This window comes from Caulobacter sp. GW821-FHT09H08, from assembly GCF_059415885.1.
Genome location: NZ_JBWKOC010000005.1, coordinates 439,648 through 462,559, shown reverse-complemented (window position 1 = coordinate 462,559; position 22,912 = coordinate 439,648). Strand labels below are relative to the sequence as shown.

Sequence of the window (22,912 nt, the reverse complement as noted above, 5' to 3'; positions counted from 1 at the left end):
CGGCTCACCCCTGACAAGCCCCAGTCTAGTGCTTGAAGCGGAAGCCGATCGTGAACTGCCGTCCGGGCGAGCCGTACAGGGCGGCCACCGGATTGTCGGCATAGTAGTAGCGGCTGGTCGCCTGGTTGGTCAGGTTCAGGCCCTCGATCGAGAACGAAGCCTGGTTCGAGATCTTGTAGCTGAAGGCGAAGTCGACGTTCAGCGTGTCCTTGGATCCGCCGAAGTCGTTGATCAGCGGCGTATCGCAGGCCACGCCGGCGACCAGGCCCGGCGCGCAAGGGCCGGCGACCAGGGGATAGGTCGTGTAGTAGCCGTCGCGCTGGGCCAGCGAGACGCGGGTGTTGATCCGTTTGTCTTCGTAGTAGAGCGTCAGGTTGACCGCGTTCGGCGAAGCGCCGAGCCACGGGGCCTTGCCCAGGACCGCCGGCGTCGTGTCCGTGCCCGGGTCGAGGATGTAGGTCAGCTCGGACTCGATGTGCGTTGCGTTCAACTGGATGCCCGTGTTCTTCAGCAACCCCGGCAGGAAGGTGAAGGCCTGCTGATAGTTGATTTCCCAGCCCTTCAATTCGCCGCCCGGCGCGTCGCGGAACTGACGCGCGGTGGCGTCGTAGTCGGCGCGGATGTAGGCGGCCTGGTCGCTGGTCGTGCCGAACTGCTCGATCAGGCTTTGCAGGCCTTGCTCGTCGAGGAAGGTCGACAGCGGCGCAGAGAAGCGCACGGTCTGCGGATAGGAGCCGATCTTCTTCTTGAACGCGGCCACAGAGATCAGACCGCCGTCGGCGTAGTACCACTCCACCGCGGCGTCGAAGTTGTCGGCGCGGAAGGGCGACAGTTTCGGATTGCCGATGGTCAGGGTGGCGCCGGAGGTCACCCCGCCTTCGGGGATCGTCAGCTGGGTGATGGTCGGGGCCAGTTGCTGCAGGGTCGGGCGCGACATGGTCTGGGCGGCGCCGAACCGGAAGTAGAGGTTGTCGCGCGGACGGATGGCGAGGTTGAACGACGGCAGGACGTCCGAATAGGAGTTGCCGCCTTCGACGCTTCGCCCGCCCGTCGAGCGGCCGGTCGAGTCCACGTCGGTCGTGGCGTAGCGCACGCCCAGGTTCCCGAAGGCGTTCCAGCCGTCCAGGAAGTCGTAGTCGAAATTAACCTGGCCATAGAGGCCGCCGGTCTTCTCGCGCACGGCGAAGGTTTCACGGCCTTGCTGGCGGAACTGGGTCAGGCGCCAGTCGCCCCACTTGTTGATGCACTCGCAGGTGAAGCCGAACAGGGCGTCGAACTTCTCGATGTCCGGGCCGAACCAGGACGTCGTGGTGCCGGCGGGCATGTTGAGGCCCTGGCCGAAGTCGATGACCTTGCCGAGGCTGGCGATCGAGACGCCGGCTTCCTTTTCGGTCGGATTGATCTGGACGTTCTGGCGCTCGAACTGCGACGTCGAGAAGCGATAGTCGCGCTGCGTGCCGCCGAACTTGAGGGTCAGGTTGTCGTTGAGAAGCCAGGTGAAGTCGGCCTTCCACGCCCCATAGCGGTTCTCGACGAACTTCTTGTGGTAGCGCAGGAACGAGACGCCCTTGAGGATCGTCCACTGGTTCGGATCGGCGGCGTTGAAGCCGGCGTCGAACAGCGGCATGTCGCCGCCGCCGCGCTCGTCATAGGTGAAGGGCGCCTGCTGATCGAACTGACCCCACTCGGCCATCTTGCCGTACGAGTTCAGCTTGGAGCTGGACTTGCCGTAGGTCAGGTCGGCCCGGAACCGGTCGCTGAACTCGTGGGTCAGGTTGAACGAGACCTGCTGGAAGGTCGTGTCGTAGCTGCCCTGGTCGGCGCGGGCCGACCAGTCGACGTTGCGCAGTTTCAGGTAGTCGGCGACGCCGTTGGTGACATTGGCGGCCAGAACGTCCGTCGACGGACGCCCGATCTGCTTGTCGCGGATCGCCAAGCCGTCGGCTGAAGCGACGTAACCGGGCGAGCCCGCCCAGTTGTAGTAGTCGTAAACGTCGAGATTGTTCGGGTTGTACGAGAAGCTCGACCCGGCGACGAGCGCGCCGCCATAGGTCGCCTGACCGCAGTCGATCGGCGAGGCGTAGGCGCTGCCCGCCGTGTAGGTGCAGGTGCCGGGATAGAGGCCGCGCTTGGAGGCCAGAGCGGTCGCGGCGCTGGCCGTAGCGTAGGTCGCGTTGGTGTTGTTGCGGTTCAGGCCGAACGGCAGCAGCTGGTTCAGGGTCGAGGTGTGCTTCTGGTTCGAATAGAGCACGTCGATCGTGGCGCGCGTCCTGTTCGAGATCTGCCACTGATAGGCCGAGGTGATGCCCAGGCGCTTCTGGTTCAGGTCCTGCTGCTCGGGACCGGCCAGCGCGGGGAAGATGACCTGCGAGCCTTCCAGCGAGGGATGCAGCAGGGCATAGGCGACGGGATCCGAGCCGGTCACGGCGTCGATATAGGCCGGGTTGGTGATGGCGGCGGTGTTCGTCACCGTGCCGTTGGGGTTGGCCGCGGTCGGGTTCGAGATCCGGTTGGTGAAGGTCGTGCCAACGGGCGCTGAGAAGCCGGCGCGGCGGGGATTTTCCAGGGTCGCCCAGGTGGCGGACCGATAGACATATTCGCCTGTCACGATCTGACGGCGATACTGATCGGTTTCGGTGTCCTTCTCCGAATAGGCGAGGGAGGCCAGGAAGCCCATCTTTCCGTCCGCGAAGCGCTTCGAGAACAGGCCGGCGAGGCGCGGATTGTGATGGCCGCCGTTCTGGTAGTAGGCGTCCTCGACCGAGAGGGCGTAGCGATCCTTCTTGTAGTCGAAGGGGCGGCCCGTCTGCAGGTCGACCGTGGCGCCCAGGGAGCCTTCGTCGGTTTCGGCCGAGGCGGTCTTGCGGACCTTCAGGCTGTTGAACAGCTCCGACGCGAAGACGTTGAAATCGAAGGTGCGCGTGGTGTTCATCGCGCTGGAATTGGTGTCGTTCGTGCCGGCCGTCGACAGCGCCTCGAGATTGTTTATGCGCACCCGGGTGAAGTCGCCGCCGAGACCGCGGACGGTGATCGTACGGCCTTCGCCGTTGTCGCGGTCGATCGAGATGCCGGGGATCCGCTGAAGCGACTCGGCGAGGTTGGCGTCGGGGAAGTCGGCGATGTCCTCGGCGTTGATCGCGTCGACCATCACGTCGGACTGGCGCTTGATGTTCAGCGCGCTTTGCAGCGAGGCGCGATAGCCCGTGACGACCACGGCCTCGACCTCCTGGACGTCCTTGGACGGGCCGTCATCCCTCGCCACCGGCGTTTCCTGCGCGAAGGCCTGGCCGAAGCCGAGGCCGATCACGAGACATGTCGATGCCAGCAGCATCGTGCGCGCACTACGGCGCCGTGATTGGTTGTCCATGCGATCATCCTCCCCGCATACCAATTTTATATATCTGGCTTGGTATCTGGTTGATCCCTTAGCGCTTGATTGTCAACTCTTCGCGGTGAATTTGTGCGGCTCGCTATGCGTTCCGACGCTTTAGCGGCTTGTTTTTCCTAGGTGTCCGCGATCTCGCCAATCTGTTGCCCTGTCTAGGTATGAGGCGTCGCTTGACCCTGTCGCGATTGTGGATGGCGCAGGCCTTGCGCTCAAATTGGTCGACAAATTGGTTGACAGCTTGGTGGCGCAATGGTCCGATCATGCATCCCAACCGCTCTCGTCAGGCGTTTCGCGCCGGCTCCGAGCGGGCGGGGCATGGAGCGGTCACAGCTCCTCGGGAGGAAGTCGAGTGAGAGACCTGCGCGTTCCGAGCCTCGCGGCCCTGTCGGGCCTGAGCGTCCTGGCCGGCTCGGTTCACGCCTATGCGGCCGATCGCCTGGTCAAGACGCCCGAGGAGTACAAGCTCGCCGTGAAGGCCTCGGTCGCCGGCGACTCGGTGGTGCTGGCCGACGGCGTCTGGCGCGACTTCGAGATCGTGTTCGCGGGCGAGGGGACGGCGGCCAAGCCGATCACCCTGCGCGCCCAGACCCCCGGCAAGGTGGTCATCTCCGGCAAGTCGAACCTGCGGATCGGCGGCCGCTTCCTGGTTGTCTCGGGCCTCACCTTCAAGGACGGCCACAGCCCGTCGCCGGAAGTCATCTCGTTCCGCACCGATAGCAAGACGCTCGCCTACGACTCGCGGGTCACCGAGACGGTGATCGACGGCTTCAACAAGCCCGACCGCGCCGCCTCCGATTACTGGGTCGGCCTTTATGGCAAGAACAATCGCCTCGATCACAGCCATCTGCAGGGCAAGCTGAACAACGGCGTGACCCTGGCGGTCGTGCTGAACTCGGCCGAGAGTCAGCAGAACCGGCACCGCGTCGACCACAACTACTTCGGCCCGCGCCCGCCGCTGGGCTCGAACGGCGGCGAGACCATCCGGGTCGGCACCAGCGAGTTCTCGCTGACCAACTCGCTGACCGTGGTCGAGGACAACTATTTCGAAGGCTGCAGCGGCGAGGCCGAGATCGTCTCGAACAAGTCGGGCGGCAACGTCTATCGCCGCAATGTCTTCGTCCGCTCGCAAGGCGCGCTGGTGCTGCGCCACGGCAATGGCAACCTCGTCGAGGACAATGTCTTCCTCGGCGGCGGCTTGCCCCACACCGGCGGCGTGCGCGTGATCAACGCCGACCAGACGGTGCGCAACAACTACTTCCAGGGTCTGGGCGGCGACGACTTCACCGCCGCGCTGGTGATGATGAACGGCGTCCCGAATTCGCCGCTCAACCGCTACAATCAGGTGCTGAACGCCCGCATCGAGAAGAACGTCTTCGTCGATGTGAAGCAGGTGCTGTTCGGCGCCGGCGCGGACCAGGAACGCACCCTGCCGCCGGCCCAGAGCACGCTGTCGGGCAATGTGTTCCTCGGCTCGGGCAGTAAGGCCGTGTTCAAGGCCATGGCCCCGCTCGACGGCGTGACCTTCACCGCCAACGTTGTCGACGGCGTCGCACCGCCTTCGGAGGTTTCAGGCTTCGAGGCGAAGGCCATCGGCCGCGAAAACCTGCCGGACGGCCGTGTCTATCCGGACGCCGCCGCCCGCAAGGCTCTTGGCTTGAATGAGCCGGTCAAGCTGCTGCGCCGGGATGAGACGGGCGTGGCCTGGTATCCCAAGGGCGACCAAGCCGTGGCCTTCGACTCCGGCCGCATCCTCAAGATCAAGCCGGGCCAGGACCGGCTGTCGGCCGCCGCCGCGAAGGCCAAAGCCGGCGATGTCATCGAACTGGCCACTGGCGACTATGCCGAAGGCCATGTCGTCGAGGTCAGCCTCCCCCTGACCTTTCGCGCCGAGACGGGCGCGAAGCCGGTCGTGACCTTCGACCGGCCGACCCTTTTCAGCCTGGTGGGGCGGGGCTCGCTGAAGCTGCAGGGCCTGCGCCTGTCGGGCGCCGGTGCGCCGGCCACGGTCGACGAGGCGATGATCCGCGTCGGCGCCAGCTATCCCCTGAACAACTACGCGGTCGAGATCATCGATTCCGAGGTCGCCAAGGCGGGCGCCGTGCTGAAGGGCGAGAAGAACACCTTCGCCGATCACGTGACGGTTCGTGGCTCGCGGTTCACGGACATCACCGGCGTGGTGCTGCGGATCGCCGGCGAGACCGAGAACGCGGGCGTCTATGGCGTCGAGAGGGTCGACATCTCCGGCAGCCAGTTCACGCGCCTGGGCGCACCCGCTCTGGATATCCTGCGCGGCGGGACGGATGAGAGCACCTTCGGACCGGAGGTCAGGATCAGCGGCTCGACCTTTCGCGACGTCGCGCCGGGACAGCCGTCGATGAAGCTGGACGGCGTCCAGGTCGCCAAGCTGGACGCCAATGTCTTCGAGCGCGCGGCTCCGGCCCGCGTCACCATCCATGTCGGCAAGCCCGATCTCAGCGAAGTCCGCAATGTCGGCGCGGCGCTCGAGATCGTCGACCAGCGCAAATAGGCCAGTCATGTCCAAGTTCCGCGTTCATCTCTGCGCCGGCCTCGCGGTCCTGGCCCTGGCGGGAGCCGCCCAGGCCGCGACGCCGTCCAAGCCCGCGCCGGCCGCCGCGGCTCAGATCCCACCCTTGTTCGCCGCCACCCTGGCCAAAAGCCGCGCCTTCGTGGACCCGCAGTTGCGCAAGACCATCGACGTGCCCGTGCCGGCCGACGCCGGCGGCGGCTACACGCACGAGCGGCACAAGGACAACTACCGCCTGATCTACGAAGCGGGGATGCTGTACAGGCAGACCGGCGACAAAGCCTATGCCGACCTCGCGCGGCGCGTGCTGCTGGACTACGCCAAGCTCTATCCAACGCTGCCCCTCCATCCCAAGCAAGCCAACCAGAAGCCCGGCCGCCTGTTCTGGCAGGTGCTGAACGACAGCGTCTGGCTGGTGAACTCGGTCCAGGGCTACGAGGCGATCAAGGACGCCATTCCAGCCGCCGACCGCGCGACCATCGAGGCGGGCGTGTTCCGGCCGATGGCGGCGTTCCTGTCGACCGGCTCGGCCTCGACCTTCGACAGCATCCACAATCACGGCACCTGGGCGCTGGCGGCGGTCGGCATGACCGGCTACGCGATCGGCGACCAGGGCCTGGTCAAGCAGGCGCTCTACGGCCTGGACGGCTCGGGCAAGTCGGGCTTCTACAAGCAACTGGACGAGCTGCTCTCGCCCGACGGCTACTATGCCGAGGGGCCGTACTATCAGCGCTACGCGCTGTCGCCGTTCCTGCTGTTCGCCCAGTCGATCCAGCGCCACGAGCCGTCGCGCAAGATCCTCGACTATCGTGACGGCGTGCTGCGCAAGGCGGTCTACGCCACCATCCAGCAGAGCTATGCCGGCCTGCTGTTCCCGATCAACGACGCCATCAAGGACAAGGGCATCGACACGCCCGAGCTGGTCCACGGCGTGGCCGTGACCTACGCCGTGAACCACGATCCGGCGCTGCTCTCGATCGCCATCCAGCAGAACGCCGTCGTGCTTAGCCCCGAAGGTCGTGAGGTCGCAGCCGCGATCGCGCGTGGCGAGGCCAAGCCGTTCCCGTTCGCCTCGATGAAGCTGCGCGACGGGGCCAAGGGCGACAAGGGCGCGCTGGTCGTGCTGCGCTCGGGCTCCAGGGCCAAGGACCAGGCGGTGGTGTTCAAGGCGACGTCCCAGGGCATGGGCCATGGCCACTTCGACAAGCTGTCCTGGCAGTTCTATGACGCCGGTCGCGAGGTCCTGACCGACTACGGCGCCGCGCGCTTCCTGAACGTCGAGGCCAAGGCCGGCGGGCGATACCTGCCCGAGAACGACAGCTGGGCCCAGCAGACGGTCGCCCACAACACCCTGGTGGTCGACGAGAAGAGCCAGTTCGGCGCCAACACCGACACGGGCGAAGCCCATTGGCCGACCGTTCTGGCCTTCGACGCCAAGGACGGCATCCAGACGACCGCCGCCAGCATCGACGACGCCTGGCCGGGCGTCCGCTACCGCCGCGCCATGGCGATGATCGACCGGCCCGAGGTCGGACGGCCGATCGTGCTGGACCTGGTTCGTGCAGAGGGCGGCGGCAAGCATCGCTTCGACCTGCCGCTGCACTATGCCGGCCAGATCGTCGACTCCGGTCTGAAGTTCCAGGGCGGGACCAGCGAACTGAAGCCGCTGGGCAAGGCCAATGGCTACCAGCACCTGTGGGATCGCGGCCGGGCACCGGTGAAGGGCGGCGCGCGCGTCGCCTGGTTCAACGAGGGGCGGTTCTACGACTACGTCTTCGCCTCGACCGATGTCGACCAGGTCGTGCTGACCGAGCTGGGCGCCAATGACCCCGACTACAATCTCCGCAACGAACGGGCCGTGATCCTGCGCGGCGACGACCGCGACGGCTTCGTCCTGGCCGGGGTTCTGGAGCCGCACGGCTCCTACAGCGCGGCGGAGGAATACGCCCGTGACACCCTCACCGCCGTGAAGGGCGTCGAGCGCGTCTCCGAGAACGGCGCCGACCTCGTCCTCATCCGCCTTTCGTCGGGCAAGACCCTGACGATCGGCGTCTCCTGGGATCCCGATCCCGCCAAGCGCCATCGGGTCACGACCCCGGGCGGCGCCTATGCCTGGACCGGCTTCTCCGGCCTGGCCACCGCCGAAAAGTGAGATCCGCCATGAAGATCAAGGGACTTCGCTGGCTGATCGTCGGGTTGGTCGGTTTGGCCACGGTGATCAACTACATCGACCGCAACGCGCTGGCCGTGATGTGGCCGCAGATCTCCAAGGACATGGGCGTCGGCAAGGAAGAGTACGCGCTCATCCTGACCTGCTTCATGCTGTCCTACGCCGCCGGCCAGTCGATCTTCGGCAAGATCTTCGACGCCCTGGGCACGCGGATCGGCTTCATGCTGTCGATCCTGGCCTGGTCGGCCTCGATCGCGCTCCACGCCGCGGCCAGGTCGGTCCTAACCCTCGGTATCCTGCGTGCGGCGCTGGGCATCAGCGAGGCGGGCAACTGGCCCGGCGCGGCCAAGGCCAATGCCGAGTGGTTTCCGGTCCGCGAGCGCGCCTTCGCTCAGGGCATCTTCAATGCCGGCGCCTCGGTCGGAGCCATCATCTCTGCGCCGCTGATCGCCTGGCTGTTCCTGACCTTCGGCTGGCGCGCCACCTTCCTGGTCATCGGCGTGCTGGGTGTCATCTGGGTCGTGCCGTGGGCCATCGTCTGTCGCGCCGCGCCCGAGGACCATCCCTGGCTGTCCGACGAGGAGCGCCAGCACATCCTGACCGGCCAGCGTCCGGCGTCGGGCGAGGCCGAGGTCGAATACAAGCCCACCTGGATGGGCCTGTTGCGCCACCGCGAGGCCTGGGGCCTGATCCTGGCGCGGTTCTTCATCGACCCGGTCTGGTGGCTGTTCGTCTCGTGGCTGCCGATCTATCTGGCCGAGCGCTTCGGCTTCGACATCAAGCAGATCGGCCTGTTCGGCTGGGTGCCCTATGTCGGCGCGGCGGCGGGCAGCCTGTTCGGCGGCTGGATCTCCGGCTGGCTGATCGGTCGCGGCTGGCGGCCGGGGCTGGCCCGCAAGTGGGCGATCACCCTGGGCGGCGTCTTCATGTTGCCGGCCCTGCTGCTGACCATCGGCGCCTCGACGCCGCTGCACGCGGTGCTGCTGATCGCCGTGATCCTGTTCGGCTTCCAGATCGCCATCAACAACATCCAGACCCTGCCCAGCGACTACCTGCCGGGCAAGTCGGTCGGCTCCCTGGCCGGGATCAGCGGCACCGCCGCCGTGGCCGGGGTGCTGATCACCACCTGGATCGTCCCGGTCGCCACCAAGGTCAGCTACGCCCCGGTCTTCGCCATGGGCGCCAGCCTGGTCCCTCTTTCCATCCTGTCCATCTGGCTCTTGGGCGGCCGAGGCGAGCGCCTCGTCGATCCCGCCCTCGCGGCCCGCACTACCAACGGAGCGAATTCCTGATGCCCCTCACCAACAAGACCGTCATCGTCACCGGCGGCGCGCGCGACATCGGCAAGGCCGTCTCGCTGAAGCTGGCGGCGGAAGGGGCCAATGTCGCGATCAACTACTTCGGCAGCGAGGACGGCGCCAAAGCCACCCTGGCCGAGATCGAAGCCGCCGGCGGCCGAGCGCTCATCCTGAAGGGCGACATGACCTCGGCGGTCGACGTCCAGGCCCTGGTCGACGCCGCGCTCTCCACCTTCGGCGGCCCGATCGCCGCCCTGGTCAATGTCGCCGGCGGCATGGTCGCCCGCAAGACGCTGGGCGAGATGGACGAGGCCTTCTTCGACCATGTCATGCGCCTGAACTTGACCTCGGTGTTCCTGGCCACCAAGGCGGCCGTGCCGCACATGGCCGAGGGCTCGGCGATCGTGAACCTGTCCTCGCAGGCCGGCAAGGACGGCGGCGGTCCGGGCGCGACGGCCTACGCCACGGCCAAGGGCGCGATCATGACCTTCACCAAGGCCATGGCCAAGGAACTGGGCCCGCAGGGCATCCGCGTGAACGCCCTTTGCCCCGGCATGATCGGCACGACGTTCCACGACACCTTCTCGAAGGACGAGGTTCGGGCCCGCGTCGCGGCCAGCACGCCGCTGCGCCGCGAAGGCCGCGCGCCCGAGATCGCCGACGCGGTGGCCTATCTGGCCAGCGACGCGTCCAGCTTCCTCACGGGGGTCTGCCTGGACATCAACGGCGGCCTGTTGATGAGCTGATGGTAGAGACGTCGATGATCGCCAAGACCCTCGCCGCCGTCCTGGCTCTGGGCGCGACCCCGGTCGCCGCTCAGACCTGGACCGATCCCGCTGCCTGGGCGTCCGTGAAGGCGCCCGAGGCGACCAAGGACGTGGTCTATCTCCAGGCCAGCGGCCAGGACCTGCATCTGGACGTCTATCGCAACACCGCCTTTGACGGTCCGCGGCCGGTGCTGGTCTACATCCACGGCGGCGCCTGGTGGAAAGGCGAGAAGCCGGCCGGCTGGGGCGGGTTCCGCTCCTACCTGGCGGCGGGCTTCTCGGTGGTCACGGTCGAGTACCGCCTGACCGACGTCGCCCGCGCCCCGGCGGCCGTCCAGGACGTTCGCTGCGCCCTGTCGTGGGTGAAGGCCAACGCCAAGACCTACGGCTTCGACGCCAAGCGGGTCGTGCCCTACGGGACCTCGGCCGGCGGCCATCTGGCCTTGATGGCCGGCATGTTGCCGAAGAAGAACGACATCGACCTGCCGGCCTGCCGCGACCAGCCCAAGGTGGCGGGTATCCTCGACTTCTACGGGCCGTATCACCTCAAGTCGGATCTGCCGGGGGCGTTCAAGAGTCCCTCGACCGCGCGGTGGATCGGCGATGGCCCGGAAAGCCTCTGGAAGTCCATGTCGCCGGCCGCCTATGTCCGTAAGGACCAGCCGCCGGTCTTCATCGTCCACGGCGACGCCGATCCGACCGTGCCGTTCGAGGCCTCGACCTCGCTGAAGGCGGATCTCGACAAGGCCGGCGTCCTGAACCGCTTCCACCCGGTGCCGGCCGGCGTGCATGGCAAGTTCCCGAAGGAGGAGCAGGTCAAGGTCGAGCTGGATGCGCTCGACTTTCTGAAACCCCTGGCGCTCGACGCCCGTTAGCCGCCCAAAGAAAAAGCGCCGCCTCCGGGAGGAGGCGGCGGCGCGAGTTGCTAGGCGGGGGGGGGTGGAAAGAAGGACGCCTAGAAATTGTAGCGGAGGCCGACGATGAACTGGCGGCCGCTGTGGGTGTAGACGTTCAGGCGGTTGCTGTAGCCGACGTACTGGTCGTTGAACTCGTCGGTCAGGTTCACGCCTTCGACCGAGAGCTTCAGGTTCTCGCGGATGTTCCAGCTGGCCTGCATATCGACGTTCAAGGTCGAGTTGGTGCCGTGGACGGTGTTGCCGTCGCTGCCCGGGACCTGGGTCAGGTAGCCGGCGCGATAGGCCAGCGAGCCGCGCACGCTCCACTTGTCGGTCTCGTAGTAGAGCGTCGCATTGGCGGCGTTCTTGGACAGGCCGATCAGGTCCTCGATCACCACCGGCGAGCCCGCCGTCGACGAGGTCGGATATTCGATCTTCGAGGCGACATAGGTGTAGTTGGCGATCACGCCGAAGTGGCTCAGCCAGCCTGGCAGGAAGGTGAAGGGCTGCTGCACGTTCAGCTCGAAGCCCTTCAGGTCGCCGCCCTTGGTATTCACTGGCTTGGAGACCTGGAACAGCATGTCCGGCGTCGCCAGGGTGCCGGCGATCAGCGAGTCCGGCAGGCCAAGGGTGTTGTAGACGCGCTGCTCGCTCTGGGTGGCCACGAAGGTGTCGATCTTCTTGTAGAAGAGACCGGCGGCGAACATCGTCCCGGAGGCCGGATACCATTCCAGCGAGACGTCCAGGTTCTTGGACTGGGTCGGGCGCAGGTACGGGTTGCCCGAGCTGAAGCTGCGGTTGGCGCCTTGCACCGCGACGTCACCGCCGGGCGAGAGCGAGCCGATGCCCGGGCGGGCGATCGTCTTGGCGGCGCTCACACGGGCCACGAAGGTGTCGGTGACGTCGGCCGCCAAGTTCATCGACGGCAGGGTCAGGTCATAGTCGCGCTTGACCTCGACACGCTGGACCGAACCGCCGACGGCGGCGTAGCCGGCCGACTCCTGTTGGGTGTGGACGCGGCGCAGGCCGGCGTCGCCGCGGAAGGGCAGCCCGAACGCCTCGAAGCGGAAGTCAGCCTGGACATAGGCGCCGGTGTCGCGCTCCTCGACCGCGCCGTACTGGCCACGGGCCGAGGTGTTGTTGGTGCCGGTCAGGGCGTAGATGCCGGTGTTGCTGTAGATGTTCAGCAGGGCGTTGTATTTGTCGATGTCGGGCACCAGCCAGGCGGTGGCGTTGCCGGTCGGCATGCCCAGGCCCTTGCCGAAGCCGCTGAACACCTTGGACGTCGAGGCGACCTGGGCCGGGGTCAGGGTCTGGCTGACCGTTTCGGTGGTCCGGTACAGGCCGTAGCTGTCGTACTCGAACTTGCGCCAGTCGACGCCGGCCTTGATCTTCAGATTCTGGTTGGCTTCCCACTCGCCATAGACCTTGGCGGTGGAGAACTGGTTCTCGACGAAGGTCGGGCGGATGCGGACTTCCGAGGTGCCGTTGATCGCCGACCAGTTGGCCGGATCGGTCGGGTCGAAGCCCAGCAGGATCTGCGGCGCGCGACCCTTGCGGAAGTCGTAGGTGTAGTTGGCGCTGTTGAGGCGATCGAAGGTGACGATCGTCGAAATCGGCTGGGTGAAGGTCGAGTCCGCGAAGCCGACCACACCGCCGACGACCAGGCTCTCACCGAAGTTGTGCTTGGCCGAGAGGGTGGTCTGCTTGAACTCGGTGTTCAGCTCATCATAAGCCGACTGGGTGCGCAGATCGACATTGTCCATGCGGGCATAGACCAGGTTGCCGTTCTCGACCACGCCGTCGCGGATGATGGTCTCCGGCTTGCCGGTGGTGGCGCGCGACAGGCCGATAGCCTGCAGTTGGGCTTCCTTCCGCACGCCGGCCAGATAGGCGTACAGCATGTCCAGCGTGATCTCGGTGTTGGCGTCCGGCTTGTACTGGATCGAGCCGGCCAGGCCCGTGCGCTTGTTCTTGATGTCGTAGCTGACGAAGGCCGGGATGCGCGGGGCGAAGATGCCGGTCGTCGTGTTGGTGTTGTTGATCTGGGCTAGCGTGTAGCCCGGCACGGTCGAGGCGGCGTTGAAGCCGCCGTTGCTGCCACCGACGGCCCAACGGGTGATGTTGGCGCCTTCTTCCTTCAGGTGGCGCTCTTCGTAGGCGGCCGAGACCAGCACTCCCAGCTTGCCGTCGAAGAAGGTGCGGCTGGCTAGGGCGGAGAAGCGCGGCGTGGTCTTCTTGGCCAGGTCATTGTAGCTGGCGCCCGCCGCCAGCACGAGCTGGGGCTTGCGGCTGTCGAAGGCGCGCGAGGTGTTCAGGTCGACCGTCGCGCCCAGCGAGCCTTCTTCCACGTCGGCCGAGGCGGTCTTGCGCACGGCGATGCTGTTGAAGAGGTCAGAGGCGAAGACGTTGAAGTCGAAACCACGGCCGCGGTTGGTGCCGCCGCTGTTGGCCGTGCCGCCGGTGGTGGAGATGGCCTCCATGCCGTTGATGCGGACGCGGGTGTATTCCGAGCCGAGGCCGCGCACGGTGATCTGGCGGCCTTCGCCGTTGATGCGCGAAATCGAGACGCCGGGGATGCGCTGCAGGGATTCCGCCAGGTTCAGGTCGGGGAACTGGGCGATGTCCTCGGCCTTGATGGCGTCGACGACGCCGCTCTCGTTGCGCTTGAGGTTCATCGCGCTCTGCAGGCTGGCGCGGAAGCCGGTGACGACGATGGCGTCGACTTCATCGCCACCCGACTGGGCGGGGGCAGGGGCCGTCTGAGCCGAGGCGGCGCCCGCCAGGATCAAGGCCAGGGCCGAGGCGGACAGCGCCAGGGCGGTGCGCGCTGCGGGTTTGCGGTTGGTCGACATGGTCCCTCCCAAGTGCCCGCGTTTCGCGGGTCTCTTTCGTGGCGAAGGCGGTCGAGCCACCTTCTTCGTTGGCTTCAGGATAGGAACGGCTTTTCGTCGAGGGCCAATCTCAATCGGGTATGAACCGATGCGCGTTCGGCAAGGATCGCCCGTGATCCTTGGCCGGAAAGGGCGTTCGAGGTGTGATTTTCGGCAAAATCAATCGTTGGCGCGACTTTCGAGCCCGGGTTTCGATACGGAAGCTGCCTCGATCGATGTCGCGCGTAGATCGGTCCATAGGCGAATTGACTTAGACCTCCGGCGCGAGCGCCTCTAGCGTCCACCCTGACAAACGCCGACGACAGATCGGTTCACTGGGAAGGGACGCCTATGACCGACACCACCAAGCGGACGCGGGTGCGCTGGCTGATCATCGCGGTCCTCTTCATCATCACCACGATCAACTACGCCGACCGCGCGACCTTCTCGATCGCGGGCCAGTCGGCGTCGAAGGAGCTGGGGCTCGACCCGGTGGCGATGGGTTACATCCTGTCGGCCTTCGCCTGGGCCTATGTGCTGGGGCAGATCCCCGGCGGGGCGCTGCTGGATCGGTTCGGCTCCAAGAAGATCTACACGATCTCGCTGATCGTCTGGTCGCTGTTCACGGCGCTGCAGGGCTTCGCCGGCTTCTTCACCGGCCTGATGGCGGCGACGGTGCTGTTCGCCATGCGCTTCGCCGTCGGCCTGGGAGAGTCGCCGTCCTTCCCGGCCAATGCCCGCATCGTCGCGGCCTGGTTCCCGGGCTCGGAGCGGGGCACGGCCTCGGCGATCTTCAACTCGGCCCAGTACTTCTCGCTGGTCGCCTTCGCGCCGCTGATGGGCTGGCTGGCCCACACGTTCGGCTGGCGCTCGGTGTTCTGGGTGATGGGGGCGGTCGGCGTCGTCGCGGCGTTGTTCTTCGTCAAGCTGATCCACAGCCCGCTGGCCCATCCGGCCGTCAACAAGGCCGAGGTCGACTACATCGAGGCCGGCGGTGGCCTGGTGCGCATGGAGGAGGCCTCCGCCTCGAACGGCGCGGCCTTCACCTGGGCCAACGTCAAGCAGGTGTTGTCCAGCCGCATGCTGCTGGGCGTCTATCTGGGCCAGTACTGCATCAATGTGCTGACCTATTTCTTCGTCACCTGGTTCCCGATCTACCTGGTCAAGGAGCGTGGCCTGTCGATCTTGCAGGCGGGCTTCACGGCCGCCCTGCCGGCGCTTTGCGGCTTCGCTGGTGGCATCCTGGGCGGCATGATCTCGGACGCCCTGCTGAAGAAGACCGGCAATCTCGATATCGCCCGCAAGACCCCGCTGCTGCTGGGGATGGTGCTGGCCACCTGCATCATCGTCTGCAACTACGTCGAGCAGGAGTGGCTGGTCATCGTGATCATGGCCGCGGCCTTCTTCGGCAAGGGCGTGGCCTCGCTGGGCTGGGCGGTGGTGGCCGACACCTCGCCCAAGGAGATGGCCGGCGTCACCGGCGGCATCTTCAACACCTTCGGCAATGTCGCCGGCATCGTGACCCCGATCGTCATCGGCTACATCGTCAAGGCGACCGGCTCGTTCGACGGGGCCCTGATCTTCGTCGGCGCCCACTGCGTGATCTGCATCCTGGCCTATTTCCTGATCGTCGGGAAAATCCAGCGTCTGGAACTGAAGGCGGTTTGAGCATGACGACCCGCCGCTCCGTCCTGGCCGGCGCCTCGGCCCTGGTCTTCGCCGCTTTCGCGAAGCCTGTCGCCGCGTCGCCGGCGCTCACGGTCTCGACGCCAATGGCCCCGCCAGAATGGGCGCTGCTGCAGCGCGAACTGCTGAAGGTCAATGAGGAGGCCTGCGCGGCCTTCTTCGCCCGTTATTTCGATGATCGCGGCTGGCTGCTGGCGGTCGAGCGCTGGGGCGCCAACGACGGCCCCGACGATGCCATCGAGAACGTCAACGACTGGCCCACGCTCCATGCCCTGGGCGCGGGCGACCGGGTCCTGGCCATGGCCAAGAAGGCCTTCGACGGCAATGTCGCCCAGTACACGGCGGCCAAGACCCAGGAGGTGCCGTTCGCTCGCGAGGGCATGTACTTCCGCGAATTCCCGGTCATGACCGACTGGCAGCACCTGTCCGAGGGGCTGTCGGTGTTCAACCTGCTGGGTCTCTCGGACCCCAACGACGCCAAGTATCGCGACCGGGTGAAGCGCTTCTCGGGTTTCTACACCGGCGAGGACAAGGCGGTCCCGAACTACGATCCCAAGCTGAAGATCATCCGCAGCATGATCACCGGCAGCAAGGGGCCGATGCTGCGTCAGGCTACGCCGCTGGACTGGGCCGGCGACCGGTTCGACCCGACGAACTTCTTCATGGAGCACGGCGAGGAGAGCTACGAGCAGACGCTGCACCACTACGACGAATATGGCGACGTGGTCGGCGACGCGCCGCTGAACCTGCAGGCCACCAGCCTGGTCCTCAACGCCTACATGCTGGATCACGAGCCGAAGTACCGCGACTGGATCGTCGCTTACGTCGACGCCTGGATCGACCGCGCCAAGGCCAATGGCGACGTCCTGCCCAGCAAGATCGGCCTCGACGGCAAGATCGGCGGGCCCAAGGGGCAGTGGTGGAGCGGGACCTACGGCTGGGGCTTCAGCCCCGTCGTGCCCCAGACCGGCAAGCGGGAGGACCGCAACCGCGTGCCGCGCGCCGTGGTCGGCTTCCTCAATGCCTATCTGCTGACCGGCGACGACAAGTATCTCGACGTCTGGCGCCGCCAGAACGACGTGATCAATGCCCAGAAGAAGACCGTCGACGGCAAGGTCCTGACCCCGCGCATGTACGGCCCCAAGGGCTGGTACGGCTATGCGCCCGGCGAGTACCGGCTGAACGGCCTCGAGATCTGGTACATGTCGCAGAAGGCCAGCGACCGCGCCCGCGCCGCCGACCATCCATGGGTCTCGTACCTGGAGGGCAAGGACGCCGGCTATCCGGTCAAGGCCTTGCGCGGCGACCTGGAGCGGGTCCGCGCCCGCGCGCAGGCTCAACGCGACGACAAGACGACGGCCGACACCCGCCTGGCCGACGCCACGCTCGACATCAATCCAGCCAGCGTCACGACCCTGATCCACTTGATGGAAGGTGGCATCAACATCGCCCGGCCGGCCTGGTCAGGGACCTCGCCGTCGCAGGGCGGGGCGCTGCGCTATGCGCGCTTGCGCTGGTTCGATCCCGAGCGCCGCCGCGCCGGCATTCCGCCCGACGTCTCGGCCCTGGTCGAGAAGCTGGGCGAGGACGAGACGGTGGTGACCCTGGTCAACATCAACCAGGTCTCCGCGCGCACGGTGACCGTGCAAGGCGGCGCCTATGCCGAGCACCAGATCCTGAGCGCGGCGCTAGGTGAGGGGTCCCCGACACCGGTCGACGCCTCGGCCTTTACGCTGCGCCTGGCGCCTGGCGCCGGCGCGCGGCTGACGCTGAAGATGAAGTGCTATACGAACGCCCCGACCCTGAGCTTCCCCTGGGAGCGAGGCTAAGGCTTCAGGCCTGAAAACCTCGCCCTTCGACAGGCTCAGGATGAGGTTTTCTACTGACAAGCATGTCATTCGGACCTCACCCTGAGCCTGTCGAAGGGCGAGGTCCGCATCCACTGAGATCAAGGAGAAACCATGATCGGCGCGACTTCCAGGCTAGCGCTTCTCGCGGCGTTGATCGCGACTCCCGCTCTAGCCCAGACGTCGGAACCGAAACCGATCGCGGCGGTCGCCGCCGGCGGTCCCGCTGTCACCGGCGGCGAGACGACCCTGCTGTTGGTGGATCGCGATGCTGACGACGACGCTCAGGGTTCGCTGCGCTGGGCCATCGCGACCAGCAACGCCGAGCCCGGCCGTTACCGCATCGAGATCGCCGCGCCGACCATCGTGCTGAAGTCGGCCCTGCCGCCGATCAAGGGCCCGGTCTCCATCGAGGGCCGGGCCTTCGCACGCTCTGGCGGCCACAACGTCGTGGACGGTTCGGGCTATCTGCCGCGAGACCTGAGATCCTGCCCCGGCATGGTTCCGGGCCAGTACGGCACCAATGTCCGCACCGCCAGCAATCCCGGTTTCGCCTTGGTCGACACCAGGGGCGTGGCTCTGAAGGGGCTGGAGATCCGCAACTTCTGCATCGGCGTGCTGATCCTGCGGACCTCGAACGTGGTGGTCGCCGACAACCGGATCGTCCGCAATATCGGCGGCGCGGGTGTCATGCTCAGCGGCGACGACGGCAAGGGCGGCTCGACCTCGAACACGACCCTGAACAACAAGGTGCTGCGCAACACCTTCCTGGAGAACGGCGACGGCCTGGAGCTGACGCGCGGCGCGGCCTTCAACCTGATCGCCGACAACGTCTTCGACGGCGGAACCGACAATCTGGAGCCCTCGCAGGGCATCGAGATCCTGTGGGGCAACGACAACACCGTCGTGCGCAACCGCTTCGTCCGCTACTCGGACGGCCTGCAGTCGAACTGGGGCGCGCGCAACTATGTCGGCGCCAACACCTTCGAGGGCAACGCCTTCGGGGTCAGCCTGACGGGTGCCGGCAATATGGTCGAAGGCAACATCATCCGAGGCAATGGCATTGGCATCGCCGTACGGCCCGAGGCCAAGGTCGCGGTCAACCGGATCAGCCAGAACAGCATCTCCGGCAACGGCCTGCCGATCATGCGCTGCTCGGCCGGCGGCTCGTGCGACCCGAAGCTGGCGCGGGGCGGCATCGTCATCGGCCCGCCGGGCCTGGAGCACGGCAGCTTCGTCGGCTCGCGCGGCATGGGCGTGGTATTCGACAAGGCCGGCGCGGCGGTGATCTGCCTGAACCAGGACGATCCGCCGAACTGCCATGCGCAGCCGCAGTTTGGGTTGGGGCCGCCGAAGCTCTCGGCCGTGCGTCTGGCCGCAGGCAAGCTCTCGGTGAAGGGCGTGCTGCAAGGACCGCCGGCCAGTCTCGTCACCGTCGAGGTCTTCGCCGGCAAGGCGGGAACCGCCGAGGGCGAGCGTTATCTGGGCTCGATCCAGGCGGTCACCGACGGCGTGGGCAACGCGGCCTTCGCGGGCGAGGTCGAGGGCGCGGCGGTTGGCTCGGCGATCACCGCCACATCCACCACGGCGGCGGGGGCGAGCTCGGCGTTTTCGAAGCCGGTGGCGTTGGGGCGCTAGCGCCGAGGAGCCGTCCTCGCCCTTCGACAGGCTCAGGGTGAGGACTACGCGTAGGGCGGTTCGGTAGGAAACCTCACCCTGAGCCCGTCGAAGGGCGAGGTTGCCGCTAGGTCCCTTCCTTCATGAACGGCGCGACCGCGAAGATCTCGCGCTCTTCCTTCCTCGGATCATCGACCATCCTCGAGGTCTCGTTGATCACCAGCGTCGCCCGCTTCGGCAGGGTGTATTTCTCCCAGGCTGGGATCGCCGCGCCGTTCGGATCGCCGGTCCGCGCGAAATTGACGAAGGCGCCACTCATCTGGTCGCGGACTTTCTGGGCCGCTGGCCCCGTGCCCGTCTTCGATTCCTTGGCGTCCAGCGTGCCGAACACCAGCGGGATGTCGTAGGTGTGGTAGGCGCCCATCTTCGGATCGGTCTGCGCGCCGAAGTCCAACTGGTACATCCAGGCCGGCGCGCCGATCTGCGCGCGTCGCTCGGCCTGGATCAGGTGGCCTGGCCAGGAACGACCCGCCGTGGTGATAGCGAAGAAGCAGTCCGACGGGCTGTAGTTCGGATAGAGCGCCCGGTACCTGGCGACCAGATATTCCGGCGACATGTCGAGGACCAGCTCGTTGTCCAGCTTGCCCGGCAGCTCCTCCCAGGTCAGGGCGAAGTTCTTGGGATCGCCGCCCAGGAAGGCCTTGGTCTCGTCGTGGGTGTTGCCGATGATCATCGGGATGTGGCCGCTCTCGCGCGGGGCGTCGGGATAGAACGGGTGGCGGGCCAGGACGCCGTGGTCGAGCACCGACCAGAAGACGATGCTACCCTTACGCTCCAGAGGATCTCGCATCTTCAGAGCGTCGACCAACTGAGCGGCGGGCAGGGCCTTCAGCGCCTCGGTCTGGTCGGGCTTGAGGCCCAGCTTCTCCATGAACGCCTTGGCGCGGATCGTGGCGTGGATCGGGCCCATGGCGGTGACATGCTGGCCGCTCATGGTCGCGACCTTGTGGTAGAGGCCAGCCGCGCGGGGCATGGCCATCAGGGTCACGATCTTTCCGCCGCCGCCCGACTGGCCGAAGGTCATGACGTTGCCGGGATCGCCGCCGAACGCGCCGATGTTGTCGCGCACCCATTGCAGGGCCAGGATCAGGTCCAGATTTCCGACATTGCCGCTGTCGGCCAGCTCGGGTCCGCCCAGCCGCGCGAGATAGGCGTAGCCGAAGCAGTTCAGGCGGTGGTTCACCGTCACCACCACGACGTCATAGGTCTTGGCCAGCCAGGTCCCGTCGTACAGCGGGCTGGAGCCCGAGCCATTCGCGTGGGCGCCGCCGTGGACATAAAACATCACCGGCCGCTTCTTCCCGTCGGCGACGCCCGGCGTCCAGACATTGAGGAACAGGCAGTCCTCGCTGGTCCCTTCGTCGGCCTTGGTCTGCGGGCTGGCCGCGCCATAGGCGAGGGCGTCGGCGATCCCCTTCCAGGGCTGGGCGGCCTCGGCGGGCTGGAAGCGCCGCGCGGAGGTGTCGGCGCCGTAGCGGACGCCCTTGAACACCTTGATCCCATCGACCAGCGCCCCGCGCACCCGGCCGGCGGTGGTGGTCGCCACGGGCGCGGCGACGCCGGCGGCGTTCACCTTGGTCGCAGCGGTCAGGGCGGCGGCTCCGGCCAGCACGGCGCGGCGATCGAGGATCATGTGGTCTCTCCCAAGTCTTGTCGTTGGGCGTCGGCCCACCGGGGGAGAGACGGCGCGCCTCAGCGCGCGTCGGCGCCCGCCGGCGAGGCCTCGGCCAGGCATAGATCGATGAAGGTCTGCAGGATCGGGCTCTCGTTGTCCTTGCGCCAGGCCATGTAGAGCTCGACCGGCCGGTCGGGCGTGGTCGCCACGGGCCGGAACTGGACGTCGTCGAAGTGCAGGCTCATGGCCGCTTCGGGCACGATCGCCGCGCCGAGGCCGGCGTGGACCAAGGCCAGCATCGAGTGGATCTGGGTGACGTGCTGGACGTAGTTCGGGGCCACGCCGTTGGCGTCGAACAGTGTCGTCAGCATGTTGTAGAAATAGCCCGCGCCTTCGGGCGAATACATGATCAGCGGCGCGGCGTCGAAGTCGGCCAGGGTCAGCGAAGCCTTGGCCAGACGCGCATCGCCGTTGGGCAGGGCCGCGACCAGGGGTTCGGACAGCACGCGAGCAGTGGCGAACTCGACCCGCTCCATCGGCGGGCGGACCAGGCCGATGTCGATGCGGCCGGTCAGCAGCGCCTCGACCTGCTCGCGGGTGACCATCTCACGCAAGGTGAGGTCGGCATTGGGCAGGCGGGCCTTGGACAGGATCACCAGCTGCGGCAGGAAGTTGTAGCCGGAGGCGGCCGTGAACCCGATGGCGATCTGGCCGGCCTCGCCGCTGGCGATGCGGCGGGTGGCGAGAGCCGCGCTCTCGGCCAGGCGCAGGATGCGGCGGGCCTCCAGCAGGAAGGCGCGGCCGGCGGGGGTGAGGCGCACCGAGCGGCTGGTGCGATCCAGCAGGGTCACGCCCAGGATCCGCTCCAGGAGCTGGACCTGCCGGCTCAGCGGCGGCTGGGTCATGTTCAGCCGCTGGGCGGCGCGCCCGAAATGCAGCTCTTCGGCGGTGGCGACGAAGCAGCGCAGCTGGCTCAGTTCGAACATCGGAAAGCGCCCATCCACAACACCCTGGAGGCGTGAAGCTAGACGCTCGTTCGGCCCGATGGCCAACGTCTTCTTGCCGGGAAGGGGCGTGAACGCGTTCATCGCGGGGCGAAAGCGGGTCGATGCTTCGCGCGCATCGACCCGGATCGTCTAGCCGTTGGCGGCGCGGCGGGTGTCGTCGAGGTTCGCGCGGGCGATCAGGCCCTGCAGCTCGCCGAACTCGGCCGGGGTCAGTTCGGTCAGGGGCAGGCGCACGGGGCCGGCGTCGCGACCGATGGCCTTCATGCCGGCCTTCACGATCGAGACCGCGTAGCCCTTGCCCTTGTTGCGCAGCGAGATGTACGGCAGCACGAAGTCGCGCAGGCCGGCCATGACCGCTTCACGGTCGCGGGCGCGGACCGACTTGTAGAACTCCAACGCCCATTCCGGCATGAAGTTGAAGATGGCCGACGAGTAGGTCGTCACGCCCATCTCCAGATAGGGCAGGGCGAAGGTCTCGGCCGTCGGCAGGCCGCCGATATAGGTCAGGCGGTCGCCCATGCGGGCATAGACCCGCATCATCAGCTCGATATCGCCCACGCCGTCCTTGAAGCCGACGAGGTTGGCGTTGCGCTCGCACAGCTTCTCGAGCGTGTCCTCGTTGATGATCGCGTTGTCGCGATTGTAGACGATGACGCCCAGCTTGGTGGACTTGCAGACCGCCTCGATGTGGGCGGCGAGACCTTCCTGGGTGGCGTTGGTCAGGTAGGGCGGCAGCAGCAGCACGCCATCGGCGCCGGCGGCTTCCGCGTCAGCGGCCAGGTCGGTGGCGATGGCCGTGCCGTAGCCGCAGCCTGCGATGACGGGGATCTTGCCGGCGGTCTCGGCGACGGCGGCGCGGACCACCTGGCCGACTTCGCTGGGACGCAGCGAGAAGAACTCGCCCGTGCCGCCGGCGGCGAACAGGCCGGCCAGATCGCGTTCCAGCATCCAGCCGCAATGCTCGCGGTAGGGCGCTTCCAGGAACTGGTGATCGGCGTCGAAATGGGTGACGGGGAACGACAGCAGGCCGCCGCCGAGCTGGCGGGCCATTTCCGTCGGCGACATTCGGCTCATTGAGTCCTCTCCGAACGGCGGCGCTCGTCTCGGATCAGTCCGGGAGGCCGCTTGTTGATCGTCACGGTA

General features: G+C 66.9%; 13 protein-coding genes. 8 read left to right on the top strand and 5 right to left on the bottom strand.

The window, feature by feature from the left end:
• Nucleotides 1-25 precede the first annotated feature (25 nt).
• Nucleotides 26-3,331 carry a TonB-dependent receptor domain-containing protein gene (locus AC07NN_RS19935; RefSeq protein ID WP_494645011.1) on the bottom strand — a complete coding sequence of 1,102 codons (3,306 nt, stop codon included), beginning with the start codon at nt 3,329-3,331 and terminating at the stop codon, nt 26-28.
• Between the two features lie 406 nt (nt 3,332-3,737).
• Between AC07NN_RS19935 and AC07NN_RS19930 the strand changes: the two genes are divergently transcribed.
• Genes AC07NN_RS19930 through AC07NN_RS19910 form a run of 5 tightly spaced genes read left to right on the top strand, consistent with a single transcriptional unit; the run spans nt 3,738 to nt 11,043 of the window.
• Nucleotides 3,738-5,915: a polysaccharide lyase 6 family protein gene (locus AC07NN_RS19930; RefSeq protein WP_494645009.1), complete on the top strand. Its 2,178-nt coding sequence runs from the start codon at nt 3,738-3,740 to the stop codon at nt 5,913-5,915.
• Between the two features lie 7 nt (nt 5,916-5,922).
• Entirely contained in the window at nt 5,923-8,085 is a 2,163-nt protein-coding gene (locus AC07NN_RS19925; protein WP_494645008.1) for an alginate lyase family protein, read from the top strand.
• Between the two features lie 8 nt (nt 8,086-8,093).
• The gene (locus tag AC07NN_RS19920; protein ID WP_494645006.1) at nt 8,094-9,395 is read left to right on the top strand and encodes an MFS transporter; all 1,302 of its coding nucleotides are present in this window, start codon (nt 8,094-8,096) and stop codon (nt 9,393-9,395) included.
• Nucleotides 9,395-10,147, top strand: coding sequence for an SDR family NAD(P)-dependent oxidoreductase (locus tag AC07NN_RS19915; RefSeq protein WP_494645001.1), 753 nt, complete (start codon nt 9,395-9,397; stop codon nt 10,145-10,147). Before AC07NN_RS19920 ends, AC07NN_RS19915 begins: the two co-directional genes overlap by 1 nt.
• Before the next feature lie 14 nt (nt 10,148-10,161).
• Nucleotides 10,162-11,043: an alpha/beta hydrolase fold domain-containing protein gene (locus AC07NN_RS19910; protein ID WP_494644998.1), complete on the top strand. Its 882-nt coding sequence runs from the start codon at nt 10,162-10,164 to the stop codon at nt 11,041-11,043.
• 80 nt (nt 11,044-11,123) lie between these two features.
• On the opposite strand, the gene AC07NN_RS19905 is transcribed toward AC07NN_RS19910, so the two are convergent.
• Nucleotides 11,124-13,919, bottom strand: coding sequence for a TonB-dependent receptor (locus AC07NN_RS19905; RefSeq protein ID WP_494644996.1), 2,796 nt, complete (start codon nt 13,917-13,919; stop codon nt 11,124-11,126).
• A gap of 369 nt (nt 13,920-14,288) precedes the next feature.
• Here AC07NN_RS19905 and AC07NN_RS19900 point away from each other — a divergent pair, with 369 nt between their 5' ends.
• The 3 genes from AC07NN_RS19900 to AC07NN_RS19890 all read left to right on the top strand — a co-directional run bounded on the left by AC07NN_RS19900 (nt 14,289) and on the right by AC07NN_RS19890 (nt 19,108).
• On the top strand, nt 14,289-15,605 hold the full coding sequence (locus AC07NN_RS19900; RefSeq protein WP_494644994.1) for an MFS transporter: 1,317 nt from the start codon (nt 14,289-14,291) through the stop codon (nt 15,603-15,605).
• 2 nt (nt 15,606-15,607) lie between these two features.
• Complete coding sequence (locus AC07NN_RS19895) at nt 15,608-17,452, top strand: DUF8034 domain-containing protein (RefSeq protein ID WP_494644992.1); 1,845 nt, start codon at nt 15,608-15,610, stop codon at nt 17,450-17,452.
• Nucleotides 17,453-17,584: 132 nt separating this feature from the next.
• Nucleotides 17,585-19,108, top strand: a complete 1,524-nt coding sequence (locus AC07NN_RS19890) for a right-handed parallel beta-helix repeat-containing protein (RefSeq protein WP_494644990.1) — start codon at nt 17,585-17,587, stop codon at nt 19,106-19,108.
• Nucleotides 19,109-19,214: 106 nt separating this feature from the next.
• Here the strand turns inward: AC07NN_RS19890 and AC07NN_RS19885 are convergent, their stop codons facing one another.
• The 3 genes from AC07NN_RS19885 to kdgD all read right to left on the bottom strand — a co-directional run bounded on the left by AC07NN_RS19885 (nt 19,215) and on the right by kdgD (nt 22,834).
• On the bottom strand, nt 19,215-20,780 hold the full coding sequence (locus tag AC07NN_RS19885; RefSeq protein WP_494644988.1) for a carboxylesterase/lipase family protein: 1,566 nt from the start codon (nt 20,778-20,780) through the stop codon (nt 19,215-19,217).
• Nucleotides 20,781-20,839: 59 nt separating this feature from the next.
• Nucleotides 20,840-21,748, bottom strand: a complete 909-nt coding sequence (locus AC07NN_RS19880; RefSeq protein ID WP_494644986.1) for a LysR substrate-binding domain-containing protein — start codon at nt 21,746-21,748, stop codon at nt 20,840-20,842.
• Between the two features lie 150 nt (nt 21,749-21,898).
• A complete protein-coding gene (gene kdgD / locus AC07NN_RS19875; protein ID WP_494644984.1) occupies nt 21,899-22,834 on the bottom strand; it encodes a 5-dehydro-4-deoxyglucarate dehydratase in 936 nt (311 codons plus the stop codon).
• Nucleotides 22,835-22,912: the final 78 nt, after the last annotated feature.

Bases quoted from the DNA above. Each gene is read 5' to 3' on its own strand.
- AC07NN_RS19890 (WP_494644990.1), top strand. From the start codon at position 17,585: ATGATCGGCGCGACTTCCAGGCTAGCGCTTCTCGCGGCGTTGATCGCG.
- AC07NN_RS19935 (WP_494645011.1), bottom strand. From the start codon at position 3,331: ATGCTGCTGGCATCGACATGTCTCGTGATCGGCCTCGGCTTCGGCCAG.
- AC07NN_RS19910 (WP_494644998.1), top strand. From the start codon at position 10,162: ATGATCGCCAAGACCCTCGCCGCCGTCCTGGCTCTGGGCGCGACCCCG.
- kdgD (WP_494644984.1), bottom strand. From the start codon at position 22,834: ATGTCGCCGACGGAAATGGCCCGCCAGCTCGGCGGCGGCCTGCTGTCG.
- AC07NN_RS19895 (WP_494644992.1), top strand. From the start codon at position 15,608: ATGACGACCCGCCGCTCCGTCCTGGCCGGCGCCTCGGCCCTGGTCTTC.
- AC07NN_RS19905 (WP_494644996.1), bottom strand. From the start codon at position 13,919: ATGTCGACCAACCGCAAACCCGCAGCGCGCACCGCCCTGGCGCTGTCC.
- AC07NN_RS19880 (WP_494644986.1), bottom strand. From the start codon at position 21,748: ATGTTCGAACTGAGCCAGCTGCGCTGCTTCGTCGCCACCGCCGAAGAG.
- AC07NN_RS19900 (WP_494644994.1), top strand. From the start codon at position 14,289: ATGACCGACACCACCAAGCGGACGCGGGTGCGCTGGCTGATCATCGCG.
- AC07NN_RS19925 (WP_494645008.1), top strand. From the start codon at position 5,923: ATGTCCAAGTTCCGCGTTCATCTCTGCGCCGGCCTCGCGGTCCTGGCC.
- AC07NN_RS19920 (WP_494645006.1), top strand. From the start codon at position 8,094: ATGAAGATCAAGGGACTTCGCTGGCTGATCGTCGGGTTGGTCGGTTTG.
- AC07NN_RS19885 (WP_494644988.1), bottom strand. From the start codon at position 20,780: ATGATCCTCGATCGCCGCGCCGTGCTGGCCGGAGCCGCCGCCCTGACC.
- AC07NN_RS19915 (WP_494645001.1), top strand. From the start codon at position 9,395: ATGCCCCTCACCAACAAGACCGTCATCGTCACCGGCGGCGCGCGCGAC.